The 17,016-nt window shown below is 38.1% G+C and carries 15 protein-coding genes; 5 read left to right on the forward strand and 10 right to left on the reverse strand.

Annotated elements, in window-relative coordinates:
- Window positions 1-126 precede the first annotated feature (126 nt).
- Entirely contained in the window at window positions 127-1,080 is a 954-nt protein-coding gene (locus GUB10_RS12970) for an amidohydrolase family protein (protein ID WP_227740411.1), read from the forward strand.
- A 345-nt stretch (window positions 1,081-1,425) separates the two neighbouring features.
- On the opposite strand, the gene GUB10_RS12975 is transcribed toward GUB10_RS12970, so the two are convergent.
- The 9 genes from GUB10_RS12975 to GUB10_RS13015 all read right to left on the reverse strand — a co-directional run bounded on the left by GUB10_RS12975 (window position 1,426) and on the right by GUB10_RS13015 (window position 10,973).
- Window positions 1,426-3,582 carry a prolyl oligopeptidase family protein gene (locus tag GUB10_RS12975; protein WP_193711889.1) on the reverse strand — a complete coding sequence of 719 codons (2,157 nt, stop codon included), beginning with the start codon at window positions 3,580-3,582 and terminating at the stop codon, window positions 1,426-1,428.
- Between the two features lie 129 nt (window positions 3,583-3,711).
- Window positions 3,712-4,221 (reverse strand): DUF4625 domain-containing protein, encoded by a 510-nt coding sequence (locus GUB10_RS12980; protein ID WP_193711890.1) that lies wholly within the window; start codon window positions 4,219-4,221, stop codon window positions 3,712-3,714.
- A 51-nt stretch (window positions 4,222-4,272) separates the two neighbouring features.
- The gene (locus GUB10_RS12985; RefSeq protein ID WP_193711891.1) at window positions 4,273-4,617 is read right to left on the reverse strand and encodes a hypothetical protein; all 345 of its coding nucleotides are present in this window, start codon (window positions 4,615-4,617) and stop codon (window positions 4,273-4,275) included.
- On the reverse strand, window positions 4,617-6,992 hold the full coding sequence (locus GUB10_RS12990) for a TonB-dependent receptor domain-containing protein (RefSeq protein WP_193711892.1): 2,376 nt from the start codon (window positions 6,990-6,992) through the stop codon (window positions 4,617-4,619). Before GUB10_RS12990 ends, GUB10_RS12985 begins: the two co-directional genes overlap by 1 nt.
- An 81-nt stretch (window positions 6,993-7,073) precedes the next feature.
- Window positions 7,074-7,394: a hypothetical protein gene (locus GUB10_RS12995; RefSeq protein ID WP_193711893.1), complete on the reverse strand. Its 321-nt coding sequence runs from the start codon at window positions 7,392-7,394 to the stop codon at window positions 7,074-7,076.
- Between the two features lie 71 nt (window positions 7,395-7,465).
- Window positions 7,466-8,455 carry an aspartate-semialdehyde dehydrogenase gene (locus GUB10_RS13000; protein WP_193711894.1) on the reverse strand — a complete coding sequence of 330 codons (990 nt, stop codon included), beginning with the start codon at window positions 8,453-8,455 and terminating at the stop codon, window positions 7,466-7,468.
- 267 nt (window positions 8,456-8,722) lie between these two features.
- Window positions 8,723-9,157, reverse strand: a complete 435-nt coding sequence (gene mscL, locus GUB10_RS13005; RefSeq protein WP_193711895.1) for a large-conductance mechanosensitive channel protein MscL — start codon at window positions 9,155-9,157, stop codon at window positions 8,723-8,725.
- A 69-nt stretch (window positions 9,158-9,226) separates the two neighbouring features.
- Window positions 9,227-10,333: an alanine racemase gene (gene alr, locus GUB10_RS13010; RefSeq protein ID WP_193711896.1), complete on the reverse strand. Its 1,107-nt coding sequence runs from the start codon at window positions 10,331-10,333 to the stop codon at window positions 9,227-9,229.
- Window positions 10,326-10,973, reverse strand: coding sequence for a thymidine kinase (locus tag GUB10_RS13015; RefSeq protein WP_193711897.1), 648 nt, complete (start codon window positions 10,971-10,973; stop codon window positions 10,326-10,328). The genes alr and GUB10_RS13015 overlap by 8 nt, the downstream gene beginning before the upstream one ends.
- A gap of 385 nt (window positions 10,974-11,358) precedes the next feature.
- On the opposite strand from GUB10_RS13015, the gene GUB10_RS13020 reads away from it, so the two are divergent.
- The 3 genes from GUB10_RS13020 to GUB10_RS13030 are packed head-to-tail and all read left to right on the forward strand — an operon-like array spanning window position 11,359 to window position 13,401.
- Window positions 11,359-12,153: a hypothetical protein gene (locus GUB10_RS13020; RefSeq protein ID WP_193711898.1), complete on the forward strand. Its 795-nt coding sequence runs from the start codon at window positions 11,359-11,361 to the stop codon at window positions 12,151-12,153.
- 10 nt (window positions 12,154-12,163) lie between these two features.
- The gene (gene rsmI, locus GUB10_RS13025; RefSeq protein WP_193711899.1) at window positions 12,164-12,835 is read left to right on the forward strand and encodes a 16S rRNA (cytidine(1402)-2'-O)-methyltransferase; all 672 of its coding nucleotides are present in this window, start codon (window positions 12,164-12,166) and stop codon (window positions 12,833-12,835) included.
- The gene (locus GUB10_RS13030; protein ID WP_193711900.1) at window positions 12,835-13,401 is read left to right on the forward strand and encodes a uracil-DNA glycosylase family protein; all 567 of its coding nucleotides are present in this window, start codon (window positions 12,835-12,837) and stop codon (window positions 13,399-13,401) included. The genes rsmI and GUB10_RS13030 overlap by 1 nt, the downstream gene beginning before the upstream one ends.
- A gap of 20 nt (window positions 13,402-13,421) precedes the next feature.
- Here the strand turns inward: GUB10_RS13030 and ade are convergent, their stop codons facing one another.
- The gene (gene ade / locus GUB10_RS13035; protein WP_193711901.1) at window positions 13,422-15,050 is read right to left on the reverse strand and encodes an adenine deaminase; all 1,629 of its coding nucleotides are present in this window, start codon (window positions 15,048-15,050) and stop codon (window positions 13,422-13,424) included.
- 132 nt (window positions 15,051-15,182) lie between these two features.
- Here ade and recJ point away from each other — a divergent pair, with 132 nt between their 5' ends.
- Window positions 15,183-16,877, forward strand: coding sequence for a single-stranded-DNA-specific exonuclease RecJ (recJ, locus tag GUB10_RS13040; RefSeq protein WP_193711902.1), 1,695 nt, complete (start codon window positions 15,183-15,185; stop codon window positions 16,875-16,877).
- Window positions 16,878-17,016 lie beyond the last annotated feature (139 nt).

Raw genomic sequence — 17,016 nt, forward strand, 5'->3', positions numbered from 1 at the left:
AACGTTTACACTCTTTTTTAGGGTATAAAACTCCTTATGAAGTAGAACAAAAATTTTATCAATTTAAAAATGTAGCATAGGTCTTAGAAAAAATGTCCGACTTTTTCTTGCAAGTCCAGAATTGCTTTGGCGGCATTAATAGACGGGAGTAATGCAAATATGACTGCTACAACACCATCTGACGGAAGACAAACCGTTAGACTTGCAAAAGGTGAAGGTTATGAGTTTATAAAAGTATATTCTCAATTGAATATTGAGACCTATAAAGCTATTATTGATGAAGCAGAGAAACAGGGAATCAAAGTTGTGGGTCACGTTCCTGCCGCATTTGAAGGAAAACCTGCCGAGGATTTTTTTGTTCCTCACTTTGGGTTAATCGCACACGCAGAGGAATTATCAAAACAAACGGAAGAGTTCAGCTTTGAAAAAGCACAAGAGTATGCACGTTTGGCTAAAAAAAATGGTACTTGGTTAATTCCTAATTTATCCAATCTTGTTTATATAGCAAAACAAGCACGTTCGCTTGATAGTGTATTAAACCTTAAAAGTTTTAAGTTTGTCCACCCGCTTATGCAGAGTAAATGGATTGAATCCAATCAGTATTACCAGGGTACAAATGCCAAACGTATTGCTTACTTCGATAAGCTCGTAGACTTTCATGTTAAAGTAGTTAAGGCTTTTAAAAAGGAAGGTGTTCCAATGGTTACAGGAACGGATGCAGGAACTTCTGGAATTGTATGGGGGTTTTCACTTCACGACGAACTTAAATTATTGGTAGAGGCAGGCTTAACTAATGAAGAAGCTTTAGCCTCTGCAACCCGATTAGGCGCTGAATGGCTTGAAATTGACGATAAAATTGGAACAATCGAAAAAGGAAAGTTTGCAGATTTAATTCTATTAGATAAAAATCCGTTGAAGAACATTAATAATACCCGCAAAATTTCTGGTGTCTTTATAAATGGCAAATGGATTGATGAAAATAAACTTGATGATATGCTTTCTTATGTTGAGGAATGGAACAATGCCAATAAAGAAAATTATAATTGGAAAGAAGTGATAAGAAAAATAAGAGGGAGATAGATTAAAACTATGCCTAATAACTAAGCTTTCCGAGAAGATAAATTCGAAGCGGGCGGTATTGCCAGAAATGAAAGTATTTTTAACTAAGCTGGTTTCTTGCTAGTGAGCCATATATGGGATTTAGTTTAATGAAATACATATAATTATTATAAATATTTGTACATAAAAAAGAGGCTATCTGAAAAGTCTATTCTCGTCAAGCTGAACTTGTTTCAGCTTCTAACATGTTTTTAATTATCAACACGTTAGATCCCCGATAAAGAATCGGGGCAGGCTTTGAAATAAATTCAAGATGACGGTTTAAAACCTTTTCAGACAGCTTCTTTAAAATAAATACTAAATAAATTATCCTTTTAGGTTTTCTTCAGTTTTATTGGGTAAAGTCTCAAAACCCATATTGTAAAGTGTAAAGCCAAAAATATCGGCATATTCTTCAATAATCATACTGGTAGGCTTTCCGGCTCCGTGCCCGGCTTTGGTTTCAATTCTTATTAAAGTGGGGTTATTACCGGCTTGTTTTTCCTGCAATTCAGCAGCAAATTTAAACGAGTGCGCAGGTACCACACGGTCGTCATGATCTCCGGTAGTAATTAAAGTAGCAGGATATTCTGTTCCTTCTTCAACATTATGAATTGGTGAATAATTGTAGAGATACTCAAACATCTCTTTGTTATCTTGAGATGTTCCATAGTCATAAGCCCAACCCGCACCGGCGGTAAAGGTATGGTAACGTAACATGTCTAACACCCCAACGGCCGGAAGGGCTACTTGCATAAGATCTGGGCGTTGGGTCATGGTAGCTCCTACTAAAAGTCCGCCGTTAGACCCTCCGCGAATGGCCAGGTAATCGCTAGATGTATAGTTTTCTTCAATAAGGTATTCGGCAGCTGCAATAAAATCGTCAAAAACATTTTGTTTTTTCAATTTTATCCCGGCATCGTGCCATTCTTTACCATATTCGCCACCACCCCTAAGGTTTGGCACGGCATATACGCCGCCTTGTTCCATCCAAATCGCATTTGCGGTATTAAAAGAGGGCGTTAAACTTACATTAAAGCCTCCGTAGCCATAAAGTATTGTTGGGTTCTTACCGTTAAGCTCAAGGCCTTTTTTATGGGTGATGATCATAGGAACTTTTGTTCCGTCTTTTGAAGTATAAAATACCTGTTTGCTTTCGTAATCTTCGGGGTTGAATTTTATATTTGGTTTATTATAAATCTCAGAAGTCCCTTCTTCAATATTGTATTTGTAAATCGTACCCGGAGTTACATAATTGGTGAAAGAATAATACAATTCTTTATTTTCTTTTTTAGTTCCAAAGCCACCAGCAGAACCAACTCCCGGAAGTTCAATTTCACGAACCAATTCGCCTTTATAATCATATTGTTTTACTTCTGAAACTGCGTCTACCATATACCTGGCAAAAAAATAGCCTCCGCCGGTAGAAGGGCTTAATACATTTTTGGTTTCAGGAATAAAATCTTCCCAGTTTTCGGGACCGGGATTTGTAGCGTCTACGGTTACAACTTTACGATTAGGTGCTTCTAAATTAGTAACGATAAATAATTTACTTCCTTCATTTTCTATAACATAAGTATCAGAATCTTCGTGATCTAAAATGCTTACTAATTCTGAGTTTTCTTTAGAAAGATCTTTCATAAAAAGTTTTCCTCCTGAAGTAGAATTCCTGGCAGAGATAAATAAAAAGCGATCATCTTCTGAAACACTACCACTAACATAACGATGCTTTTGTGCTTCTGAATCTCCAAAAATTATTTGATCTTCATTCTGTGGGGTTCCCAATTTATGATAAAACAGCCTATGCTGATCTGTTTTTGCCGAAAGCTCGCTACCCTCGGGTTTCTCGTAGCTGGAATAGTAAAAACCTTCGTTGCCTTTCCAGGAAATCCCACTAAATTTTACATTTTGGATCGTGTCTTCTATACGTTCTTTATTTTCGGTATCTATTACAATCACTTTCCTCCAGTCGCTACCGCCTTCAGAAATGGCGTATGCCGCTTTGCTACCGTCTTTAGAGAAACTTAAACCGGCCAGGGAGGTGGTGCCATCTTCGCTAAATTTATTAGGATCAAGAAAGGTTTCCGTTTCACCATCATCACCTTTTTTCCTATAAACCACATATTGGTTTTGAAGTCCGTCATTTTTATAAAAATAAGTATAATCACCTTCCTTAAAGGGAGCCCCTATTTTTTCGTAATTCCATATTTCAGAAAGACGTTCTTCGAGTTCTTTTTTATACGGAATACTGTTTAGATAATCAAAAGTAACTTCGTTTTGGGCTTTTACCCATTTTTCTGTTTCTTCGCTTCGGTCGTCTTCCAGCCAGCGGTAAGGGTCTTTTACTTCGGTCCCAAAATAATCGGTTACCGTATCTACTTTCTTGGTTTCTGGATAGTTCAAAGTAATTTCTTTTTCTGATTTAGAATTGTTGCACGAAGCCAGGACGGCAAGGGCAAAAATTCCGGAGAATGTTTTTTTCATAAATTATTATTAATGAGGATAATGCCAAATGTAATTAATTTTAGAATGTATTTTTATAAAGTTGATAAATTAATGATGGCCGTATTATTAATAATACGGCCATCATTAGTAGAATTAAAAATTTAACTATTAGTGGTCATGGTCATGGTCGTGATCGTTACCATCACCATCATGATCCCCTTCTATATGAAGTTCAAGAAAGGCTTGCGACTCGTTGCCGGCAGCATCGGTTACAAATAAACCAAAATGGTAATGCCCTTCGCTAATATGCTCTCCATTAATTTCAGCAGGCACTGGAATATGATGATGAGCTTCAAAGCTTTTTTGTCCTGGTTCTATTTCAAAAACCTCACTGTAGCTCCACGGATTATCCTTATGCCCTTCCTGTTTTGCAATGGCGTGTGTATGCCCGTCAAAAGCATTGTGAATTTCCACCTTATAAGAAGCCAATTCTGTATTATCGGTTAAAAGTGCATCAAAATGAACTTCCCCTCCCGGGGCGATCTCTTCTCCGTCTACTGGATCTGAAATTACAATTTCCGGAGCTTCTGTGTCTATTACATTGTCATCGTCTTCACTACAAGAGGCCAGGAATAATGTTGCGGTAATACTAAATAAATAAACTAATTTGGTTTTCATTTTTGAATTTTTTTATGTTTTTCTCTATATCGAGATTGAAATTTTATGTTTTTATTTTTTATACGGGAAATTACTTTTGAAAGGTGGCCCACGTAGCTGAAAGTTAAAATTAGGTTGCTGTACATAATTTTCCAGGCAGCAGTGTTTTATACGATTTCTTAGCGTTTCGTTTTTGTGCGATTTCTTTAACTTTTCTTCGCTTAAGATTAAAGGAGAGAATCCATTTAGATGGTAGTTGCAAGTATGATATTCAAACTCATTTGACTTCTTAAAAACAAGCTTGCTATTATCGTAGGAGTGATGCTTTACTACAAAATAATGCATAGCACTTACTCCCTGCGGAAATAAAAACACGGCAAGTAAAAAGATGCTGATATGTTTTTTAAGCTTTTGCATTATTTGATGGGTATCTTCACCATTAACTGGATGTTTCTACCCATTTCAGGGATTTCCAGGGCCCGGTAAAAATTGGTATGGTTAAAATATTTAGTATTAAAAACATTGCTAGCCTGAAGGTTTATGGCCGCTTTAAAGTTTGCTAGTTGGATATTAGTTCTTAATCCACCACCAAAAACCTGATAACTGGGAGTTATTTCTTCATTTTGCGCAACCCTTTCCTGTTGAAAGGCAAAAGTGCTAGTGGCAAAGATTTCGGTATTTTTAAATGTTTTAGACTTATGGGAAAAATCGTAACCTATTTCAAGAAAACCATTTACGGGCGGGGTAAAAGGTAAAGGGAAGTTGCGGGATTTGTCACTGGTTACCTGTCGGTTATATAAATATTCAAAAGTGAATTGGGTATGCCACTTTTCTGCAAAAACTGTATAAAAATCGAACTCTACCCCGGTTAATAGTGCTTCACTTTGAGTGAATTGGTAAACTTGCCCGGCGTGTGGTAAAATTGAAAATCGTCCGCTGGGATTTAGAAAAATGTAATTTTCAAAATAATACAAATAAGGGCTTAGGGAAGCCTTTAAATCGTTTTTACGGTAATTCAATTTTGTATCTAAAACATAGCCTTTTTCAGGGTCTAAATTTGAATCGCCCCGCTCGTGCCTAAAAGAACCGTGGTGAATACCATTGGCGCCCAGCTCTACGGCCGTAGGTAGCCTAAAACTGGTACCGGTGTTTACAGAAAAGTCCCAATTTTTGTGGAAATTAAATAGCGCCCCGGCCATTACATTTACGTTGCTGAAGTTCCTGGTTGTTTGTTCGCTACGAGTGGCATAATCTGTAGCGGTGGTTGTGGTGCTTCCATTTCCAATTAAATATTCATATAAATTGCTATCGTAAAAGCTTTCAATTTTAATCTTGCTAAGATCCAGTCTTGCACCTGCATTTAAATTGATGTTTTTTGAAACCTGGTAAGAATGTGTGGCATAAATTCCCTGGTTAACGCGAGCGTATTCCGGGAGCAAAAAATTGTAACCACTAATAGTATTATCCTGAAGCTGGGTTTGAACCCCAATAGAAGTAGTATGATTTTCAATAAAATCTTTAGTAAATTTCACCTGGGCGTCATAAGTGTTAAGGTCAAAATTGAGCTCTAAATCTGGGTTAACTGCAGGGGCTAGCTGCCCGGTATAATGTGTATGGAACCGGCTCCATTCCTGCCGGTGGTTATTTTGGAAACCTAAGATAGCTTCTAGCTTGAAGTTGTGAAAAAACCATTCATTTTTGTTGATAAGCTTTAGATGGTTAACCCGCTGAAACGGATACTCGATATTTCTTTGGTCCCCATCGTCCTGTACCCTGTTTGTAGAAGGAATACCATGGGCCCCCGGGAAAAAACCAGATTTAAAATAAACATTGCTAATGCTAAGGCTTCCTTTGTAATGCTCTCCCAAATAACCTACCTGTCCATATAAATTAACCTCTTTTCCTGCGGTGTTTTTTAGCCTATTATTAAAAATAGGGACATTTCGGTTTAAGTATACAATAGTATCTGTAGGTACCGAATAATCTCCAAATTCACTTCCGGTGGCTTTAATTTTATAAAAAAATCGCTTATTTCTTAAGGCCAAATTGGTTGAAGCGGTCAGAGTATTGTTCACGCTTTTGGTAAGTCCAATTACTTCGCCTGAAAGCCCTTCCCCGGGCACTCTATCATTAATTATTTTTATAACTCCGCCAATGGCGTCGCTACCGTGTTCTATAGCACCAACACCTTTTATAATTTCAATATCTTCTACAGAGAATGCGTCTATTTCCAGCCCATGGTCGGCACCCCATTGCTGGCCTTCCTGTTTAATACCGTTTTCGGTGACCGCTACACGGTTAAACCCAAGTCCGCGAATTATAGGTTTAGATGCACCTGCACCAATTTCAGAAGCATTCACGCCGGGTAAGCGTTCCAGGCTAGTAGCCAGTGAGCCAGAAAATTGTTCCTGGAGGTACTTTTTGTTAACTTTTTCGATATTTTCAGAAGACCTTCTGCGCGCATGGCTATTTATAAAAACTTCTTCTAAAGCGGCAGCATCTTCTTTTAGTTTAAAATTAACCACAGTATCTTCAGCCAGTGAGATTAGTGTATCTAAAGTTCTAAAACCAATATATGAAACGTTGATACGATGCTCACCTTCCTTTAAAGCACCAATGCGGTAACTGCCATTTTCCCCGGCTAAGACAAACCGGTTATTTATATGAATATGAGCTCCTAAAAGAGCTTCATCCTGTTCATTTACAACCCTTCCCTCTAATTTTAATTGTTGGGAAAAAGTAATTGTAGGAAAAATGGTAAAAAGCAATAAAACAAATTGTAATTGTTTCATAGAGAAAAATACTGTGATTAATAAAAAGAGAATACAGTAAAATCAACTTTTAAAAAGTTAGATTTTATGCTTAAAAATTATTTAGCTAATCACAGCTGGAGGAGCCCTAAGGGAAAATAATCGGTTAGGAAAAAGGTTAACTGTTTCTGCTAAAGAGATAGCGTAAACCGTTTCTTTTTGGGGAGTATATATTTCGTAAGTAAATATTGAGGGGGCATCAATATTGGAAATGTGGAAATCACATACATCACAATCTATAGATGCCTGGGTAAACTCTATACTTATTGCTGAATTGCTTTCAGAGCTTACTTCATGATGAAACGCGTGCAGGGCAGGCAGAAGGCTTGCTGCTAATATCACTATACCTAAAATAGTGCTTATATGTACGCTAATTTGTTTCATTGGTCGCAAAAGTAGAAAACCGGCCCATAATTACAAGCCGGTTTCTTTCTTTTAACAAAATTAGTCGAAATTTACACCAATTTATTTTCAACCAGGTATTCGGCAATTTGTATAGTGTTGGTAGCGGCGCCTTTTCTAAGGTTATCGGCTACTATCCACATATTTAAACTTTTGGGTTGCGAGTAATCCCGACGAATCCTACCTACAAAAACATCGTCTTTGCCTTCAGCATAAATGGGCATTGGGTAAGTATTGGTGTCTGGATTGTCCTGTACACTTACTCCCGGGAATTCACTTAATATTTTTCTTACTTCGGCTTCCTCAAAGTCGTTTTCAAATTCAATATTCACAGATTCTGAATGCCCGCCAACCACAGGAATTCTAATCGCGGTTGCACTTACCAATACCGATTCGTCTCCCAAAATCTTTTTGGTTTCTTTGGTAAGCTTCATCTCTTCTTTGGTATAGCCGTTTTCCTGGAAAACATCACAATGTGGCAAAGCATTCTTATGAATAGGGTAGGGGTAGGCCATTTCCCCTTTTTCATTTTTATATTCGTTTTCCAATTGTTCTACAGCTTTTACGCCGGTACCGGTTATAGACTGGTAAGTAGAGACAATAACTCGCTTAATTTTAAAAGCGTCGTGCAATGGTTTTAATGCCATTAATAACTGGATAGTAGAACAGTTAGGGTTGGCAATAATCTTGTCTTCTTTTGTTAATTCTGAAGCGTTAATTTCGGGAATTACCAGTTTTTTGGTTTCATCCATTCTCCAGGCCGAAGAATTATCTACTACCGTTGTTCCGTTTTCGGCAAATTTGGGAGCCCACTCTAAAGAAGTTTCGCCCCCGGCAGAAAATAAGGCGATATCTGGTTTAATATCTACCGCAGTTTGAAGACCAATAACTTCATAGTCTTTTCCTTTAAAATTGATCTTTTTTCCTACAGATCTTTCAGAAGCTACCAGGTATAATTCAGTAATTGGAAATTCCCTTTCGGCTAATACTTTTAGCATAATTTCGCCAACCATTCCGGTGGCACCTACCACTGCAATTCTCATAATTATATTTTTTTGTCATTTCCGCAATTCGACAAAGTCTAGCATAAACTTTGGCGGAAATCTTCTTTGTTTAATATATGTTCTTAAAACAAGCCGCAAATTTATTATCCTTGGCTTAACTTACATAGTTTCAGTCCTTAAAATTGAAAAGAATTATTGTTTTTAAACTAATTTGTGATTTTAGTTAAAAAAAGACCCCGCAGTTTCCTGTGGGGTTTAGTTAAATTACGACATTTTTAATATGAGCAGTATAGCGGTGCTCGTATCTTAAGTTCTACTGTTTTGTTTTTTTAACTCATCTCTAATTTGAGTAAGTAAGTCTTCCTGGGTGGGACCTTTTGGTTCTACTAACTTTGGAGCCTCTTTTTCTTTTTTGGTCTTTTCGTAGGCACGCAGTACTAAAAATATAAAAAAGGCAACAATTAAAAAGTGAATGATCGTATCTATTAAATTTCCATAGGTAATTACAGCGGCTTCAGCTTCTTTTGCTGCTTCAAGGCTGTTGTAAGAAGCGCCGTCTAAAGAGATAAACTTCTGTGAAAAATCGGTTCCACCTGTTATTAAACCTATTATAGGCATAATAACATCGGCCACAACAGAAGCGACAATTTTATTAAAAGCAGCACCTATCACTACTGCAGTTGCAAGAGCTATAATATCGCCCTTGAGAATAAATTTCTTAAAATCTTTAAAAAAACTCATGCTAAATTTTGGTTAGATTAGTAGAAAACCAAATTACACAATAATTGAATATAAAAGGAATTAAATTAATTAGTCGATAATTAAGCGCTTTACTCGTTGTGAGATACCGGTAATAAGTTCATAGGTAACAGTGCCTCCTTTTACTGCTAAATCACTAGCCTGCTGTGGGCCACCAAAAATAATTACTTCATCACCTTCATTACAGTCAATACCTGTAATATCTACCATAATACTGTCCATACATACAGTACCTACAATAGGAGCGTACTGTTCGTTTATAAAAACTCCAGCTTTTTTATGGCCATAAATACGTTTTATGCCGTCTGCATGGCCTACGGGCAGGGTAGCGGTTTTTCCAGTTTTCTCTGCTTTAAAAGCTCGCCCATAACCTACCGTATCGCCTTTTTCTAAATATTGAATCTGAGAAATAATAGTTTTAAAAGTGGCAACAGGTTTAAGTTTTTTGTTGAGGTTTTCATCGTTGGCAAAGCCATAAAGTCCCAGGCCGCTTCTTACCATAGAAAAGGCAGCAGAAGGGTAGTTGAAAATCGCTGAGGTATTACAAAGGTGCAATAAGGGTTCGTAGCCAATATCTTTTATAAGTTTGCCTGCCAGTTCTTTGAATTTATAAATTTGAGAAAGGGTGAATTCCCTTTCTTTCCAGTTTTCGCTGGCTGCTAAATGAGTAAATGCCGAAACTACTTTAACAGATTGTGTGCGCCTTAAACTTTCGGTAATATGGTGGTAGTTAGCCTCGGTAAAACCAAGCCTATTCATACCCGTGTTAAACTTTATATGTACCGGATAGTTGTGTTGCTTTTGTTTTTCAGCTAATTCTATAAAAAGATGAAGTGTTCTGGCGCTATATAAATTAGGCTCCAGGCAGTGTTCAATAATTTGCGGATAATTTACAGGTTGCGGATTTAATATTAAAATAGGTGAAGTAATTCCTGCTTTTCTAAGCCTAACTCCCTCTTCTGTATAGGCAACCGCAAAATAATCGGTACCTAAACTCTCCAATTTCAGGGCTATGGTATCAGCATCATGACCATAGGCAAAAGCCTTAATAACCGACATAAATTTAACACCCGGTTTTAGCTGGGATTTTATCGTTTTAAAATTATGAGCTAAGGCGTTAAGGTCTATTTCCAGAACGGTTTCTTCGGCTTTAGGCATTTTTATTCTTTAATTTAGCTTGTAATTCTTCAGCATCTTTCACATCAAACTTATTCACTCTTTCTTTAAGCATAGCCTTATAATAAGCAGCACGGCTTAAAGGTTCGTACTCTTCATTCTCCCCAAGAAAAACCAAATCGTCATTAATTGCTTTTCTGTAACTAAATTGAGCCAGGTTTCCGGTATGGGTACAAACGGCATGTACTTTGGTAACATATTCTGCCGTGGCCATAAGATAGGGCATAGGGCCAAAGGGGTTTCCTTTAAAATCCATATCCAATCCTGCTACAATTACCCGAATTCCCCTATTGGCAAGATCGTTACAAACCGTTACAATCTCATCGTCAAAAAACTGGGCTTCATCTATACCTATCACGTCGCAGCCATCGGCCAGAATCCTAATGTTGGAAGCCGAAGGCACGGGAGTAGACCTAATTTCATTAGAATCGTGAGAGACCACCATTTCCTCGTCGTAACGGGTGTCTATGGCAGGTTTAAAGATCTCTACGGTTTGTTTGGCAAACTGGGCCCTTTTTAAACGGCGAATCAGTTCTTCGGTCTTGCCCGAGAACATACTACCGCAAATAACCTCAATCCATCCAAATTGCTCTTCGTGATTTACTGTATTTTCGAGAAACATTTTGTAATTTTCAAATCGAAATGGGAACTTGCCCTTTTTGATAAAGTTGGAACAAATTTATTAAAAATACAAGCTGTTAGCGGCTCGTAATTACTAAAGTTATTAAAGTGGGCTATACGAGCCCGATTAAAGCCGGGGAGCTAAGTATTGCAAAGAGAAATCAATAATCCCGAATAAAGGTAAAAGTTAAGGACTGCTGGGGGAGTTTAATGAGTAAGGCACTTTTTTTGCAGCTATATTAGCTGTTGGTTGGTGCGTAAATACTCCTGGGAGGCTTGAAACTCGTAAGTTTTCCTATTTAAAACTTTATAGGTTTTCCCTAGGTGATTTTATGGATATTTGAGTTATTGTAGATAAAATTGGGTTTATAAATATTGCTAAAAAGATGAAAAACAGACTTAAAAAAAGCTTAGTAGAGCTTGCCGAAGAAATAATTTCGGAAAAGGAAAAGTTAGATACCAAAGCCCTTAAATTAAAGGCAGCGAGCTTATATGAGCAGCTTTCTATATTGAATTTTATGGAACAAAACCTCGAGGCACTTGAAACTCCTGAGGAAGTTCCGAGCCCTAAAATAGAGAAGAAGCCCGAGCAGAAAGAACCAATGCAGTATCAAAGGGACGATTATGCGCCTGATGGAACAGAATACCGAAAGGATGCCGATGCCATTACCGAACCTAATACAGAAAAAATAAAAGATATAGTTGCGCAAATGCCTGCGGAATCTGAGCGTGTAGATGAACTTATAGAACAGGCAAACCCTAAACCAAAGGCCCCTCCGGCACAGCAATCTCTTCAAATGGATATAGAAGAGCAATCAAAACCTAAACCCCAGGCACCTAAAAACGATTTTAGAAATATTGGGGTAGATTATGATAACCTTCCAGATTTTACTCCTTTAAATAACAAACAAAAAGACCAAAGGCCTAAATCGGTAAACGACAGGTTAAAAAAAGGAATAAATATTGGCCTTAACGAACGTCTGGCATTTATAAAAAATCTTTTTGATGGAAATACTTCAGATTACAACCGGGTAATTTCCCAATTAAATACCTTTAGCTCTCTAGAGGAAGCTCAAAAATTCATCCAATTGGTAGTGAAGCCAGATTATAACCACTGGGAGGGAAAAGAAGATTATGAAGAGCGGTTTTTGGCCAAAATAGAGAATAAGTTCAGTAATTAAAACTGTTTTAATGGCAAAACTGTTCCTGGTGCCCACTCCAATAGGAAATTTAGACGATATGACTTTTAGGGCTGTAAAAGTGCTAAAGGAGGTTGATACCATACTTGCGGAAGACACCCGAAATAGTGGTAAACTTCTAAAGCATTTTGATATTGGTACGCCTATGCAAAGTCACCATATGCATAACGAGCATAAAACCGTAAATCATATTGTTGACCGGATTAAGAGTGGAGAAGACATAGCATTAATTAGCGATGCCGGTACGCCCGCTATTTCAGACCCGGGATTTTTATTAACACGGGCCTGTGTGGAAGCAGGTATAGAGGTAGATTGTTTACCCGGCGCAACAGCTTTTGTCCCGGCGCTGGTAAACAGCGGTTTCCCTAACGATAAATTTATTTTTGAAGGATTTTTACCGGTAAAAAAGGGCCGGCAAACCCGTTTAATTTTACTGGCAGAAGAAACCCGTACCATGATTTTTTATGAGTCACCCCATAAATTACTAAAAACACTAAAGCATTTTTCAGAATATTTTGGCCAGGACAGGCCGGTTTCGGTTTCCAGGGAAATTACCAAACTGCACGAAGAAACCATTCGCGGTACAGCCACCGAGGTGCTTGAACATTATACAAATAAACCTCCTAAAGGAGAAATTGTTATTGTGGTAAAGGGGAAATCTTAATGCAACAACTGCTAAAAGAAGCCCGGAATTGTAAATTTTGTGAAAAGCATTTACCGCTTGGGGCAAAGCCTATCGTAAATGCCACTAAAAATTCTAAAATCGTTTTAATTAGTCAGGCGCCGGGTAGAATAGTGCATCAAACCGGGGTTGCCTGGAATGATCAAAGCGGAAAAAAGCTTCGGGAATGGTTGGGGGTAAACGAAAATACTTTTTATAAGCCTAATAACTTTGCCATTCTGCCTATGGGCTTTTGTTACCCCGGAAAAGCTAAAACCGGAGATGCACCACCCCGAAAGGAATGTGCACCTATGTGGCACAATACTATACTTTCAGAATTAAAAAATGTAGAGCTTACAATTCTTATTGGAGCCTATGCAGCAAATTATTACCTGCCCGGCGAATTAAACCTTACCGAAAAAGTAAAGGCTTATCGGGATTTTTTGCCCAATTATTGGTGTTTACCACATCCTTCGCCGGTAAACCGGTTTTGGCGTACTAAAAACCCTTGGTTTGAGGAAGAAGTAGTCCCTAAATTACAAAACAGGATCCGGGATATTATTGCTTAGAGTAACCTTGTTACCAGGATTTAAATTTTCTGTAAATCAACAAAATCAAACTTTTTCCCGCTAAACAAGCCTTTATCCGAAAGTTTTAGATCGGGAATGACCAAAAGAGCCATAAAGGAAAGCGTCATAAAAGGAGCTTTTAAAGTACTGCCCAATTCTTTGGCCATTTTATCTATTTCCTGGTATAATTTGCCGGTTTCCCAACCATCTTTATCGCTAATAATTCCGGCAATTGGTAGCGGTAGAACTTTTTGATCATTTTCATTCACGCTACAAATTCCGCCTTTATTTTCAATGATGAGGTTTACCGCATTGCAAATCTCTTCGTCTGAAGTTCCCAGCGCGATAATATTATGCGAATCGTGCGCAACCGAGCTGGCGATGGCTCCTTTTTTCAATCCAAAATTCTTTATAAACGCTACCGCAGGAGCTTTGTCTTCATACCGGTTAACCACCGTTATCTTTAAAATATCCTGTTCAATATCTGAAATTAATTCCCCGTTCTTTTCTAAAGCTTTCTGCTGAATTTCATTAGTAATAAGTTCTCCATCCAGGGCTTCGATTACTTTTATAATATCTCCAGCGGCTTTTATTTTAAAATCTTCCGGGTTTTTAGAGGAAGTATTAAAATTATTCGGCTTTTCAAAGGCAGAAGATTTGATGTGAGAGTTACCATTTTCAGCAACTAACTTACCGTTGATATAAGTTTGTAAAACTTCAAAGCTGGTTAGGTCATTTACCACAATAAAATCGGCCGGATCGCCTATTCTTAGTTGTCCAACTTCCAAATTATAATGATTCACCGGATTAATACAGGCAACTTTCAGTACCTTAAAAACATCAATTCCTTTGGCAACTGCTCTTGCACAAAGCTGGTTAATATGCCCTAAAATAAGGTCGTCTGGATGTTTATCATCAGAGCAAAACATCATATTTTTATAATGTTCGGGAAGCAAACTTATAAGCGCTTCAAAATTTTTGGCGGCACTACCTTCACGAATAATCACTTTCATGCCTAAGCCAAGCTTTTCGGCTGCTTCTTCTACGGTATAGCATTCATGATCTGTAGAGATACCCGCTTCAGCATATTTTTCGGCATCGTCGCCGCGCAAACCGGGCGCATGCCCATCAACGGGTTTTTGAAAATGTTTGGCCCAGGCAATTTTCTTAAGTACTTCTTCATCTTTAAAAATTACGCCGGGATAATTCATCATTTCGGCAAGATATTTTATTTCAGGTAAGGCCAATAAATCTTTAATAGCTTCAGAATCAATAATCGCCCCCGAAGTTTCAAAACTGGTTGCCGGCACACAGGAAGGCGCACCAAAATTAAATTTTAACGGACTCTCCTTTCCGTTTTCAATCATAAACCTAACGCCTTCTTTCCCTAAAACATTGGCAATTTCATGCGGGTCGGAAACTGTGGCTACCGTACCGTGAATTACAGCCAGACGGGCAAACTCTGTGGGGACCAACATAGAACTTTCAATATGAATATGTGCATCTATAAATCCGGGAAGTAAAAAGCTTTTTACATTGTGTTGCTTTTCTTCAATCATTGTGATTTTCCCGTTTTCGATGCTGATTTCTGCAGGGAAAATCTTTCTGTTTTGAATATCTACGTACTGTCCCTGTATAATTTTAGTCATATTTTATCTATAAATCCTGAAGTGTGAAAGTAGGGATTATTATTAATTACTGAAATTTTTTGGAAGTCGGTTTTAGTGAAATCCCTCTTATTTTGATTGAAATACAATACGTATTTTTGGGAAAAAATTACAATGCGCTGGACTATAAAACCTAAACCCGATCCCTTATTAGTTGAAAGATTAGCCGAAGAATTGGGGGTAGAAACACCCGTGGCAACATTGTTGGTTCAGCGGGGTATTTGTAGTTTTGAGGCCGCCAAAAAGTTCTTTAGGCCCAGCCTGAAAGACCTGCACGATCCATACCTGATGAAAGACATGAATTTGGCGGTAGACCGAATTCAGCAGGCCATCGCTTCCGGAGAAAATATTATGGTGTATGGCGATTATGATGTAGATGGGACTACCAGTGTAGCCCTCATGGCTTCTTATTTAAAAACCCTTACCGCAAATATCGCCACCTATATTCCCGATAGATATACCGAAGGTTACGGGGTTTCCTACTGCAGCATTGATTTTGCAGCCGATAATGATATCTCCCTAATTATCGCGCTTGATTGTGGAATTAAAGCTATAGATAAAGTAGCTTATGCGGCCGAAAAAGGAATAGATTTTATTATTTGTGATCACCACCGGCCGGGAGAACATATTCCCGAAGCTGTGGCAGTTTTGGATCCCAAAAGGGAAGATTGTGAATACCCCTATAAAGAACTTTGTGGTTGTGGGGTTGGTTTTAAATTAATTCAGGCCCTAAATACTAAAAGAGGGGGAGCTCCTGAGGTTTTATTGCCTTATCTAGACCTGGTTGCTACAGCCATTGGTGCCGATATTGTGCCCATCACCGGAGAAAACCGAATTCTGGCTTATCATGGGCTGAATGTAATTAATGTAGCCCCAAGAATGGGTTTCAAAGCAATTTTAGCTCAGGTTAAAAAAGATAAACTCACGATAACCGATGTTGTGTTTATTATTGCGCCTCGTATAAATGCCGCCGGAAGAATGAAGCATGGTTTGCATGCGGTAAATTTACTTACCGAAGAAGATGAGGCTACTGCTATGAATTTTGCCGCAGAGATAGAGAGTTTTAATGCAGAAAGAAAGGATACCGATAAAGCAATAACCGTGGAAGCACTGGCCCAGATTGAGGACTTAAAAGAGCAGGAACGATATAGTACCGTGGTGTACCATGAATCCTGGCATAAAGGGGTAATTGGGATAGTAGCATCGCGATTAACCGAAACCTATTATCGTCCCACCCTGGTTTTTACCAAAAGTGGGGAGAAACTGGCTGCTTCAGCGCGTTCGGTGAAGGGATTTGATGTGTATAATGCCCTGGAAGCCTGTAAAGAGCATATAGAACAATTTGGCGGGCATAAATATGCAGCGGGACTCACTTTGGAAGCTTCGGAATATGAGAATTTTAAAGCGAAGTTCGAGTCGGTGGTTTCTGAAACTATAGATAGAAGATTACTAACTCCTGAGATTGCTGTAGATGCCGAAATTGAACTGGATGAGATTACCCCGAAATTCTTTAGAATTTTAAAGCAATTTGCTCCTTTTGGCCCGGGTAATATGAGTCCTGTTTTTATGACCCAAAACCTTAGTGATACCGGTTATGGCAAATGTGTGGGTGCCGATGAAGCACATTTAAAATGCCGGGTAAAACAAAAGGGTAAAGAACCCGTTTTTGATATGATTGGTTTTGGGCTGGGAGAGAAATTCGAGACAATTTCAGAAAAGAAAACTTTTAAGGCGGTGTATTCTTTAGATGAAAATGAATGGAAAGGGAAGGTTTCCATTCAGTTGAAATTAAAGGATATCAGTGAATAAATTACTTCTATTTAGATTCATTTTAAATAAAAACTTTATATTTGACTAAGCTTCCTGGAAATAAGGTAAGTGGTTAGGAAATGATAGTTGAACTTTGAGCTTGGTTTCAAAGTTTTTTAATCTCGATTATCGAGAAAAA

Origin of the sequence: Salegentibacter sp. BLCTC (assembly GCF_015143665.1) — a bacterium.
Lineage (GTDB): Bacteria > Bacteroidota > Bacteroidia > Flavobacteriales > Flavobacteriaceae > Salegentibacter > Salegentibacter maritimus.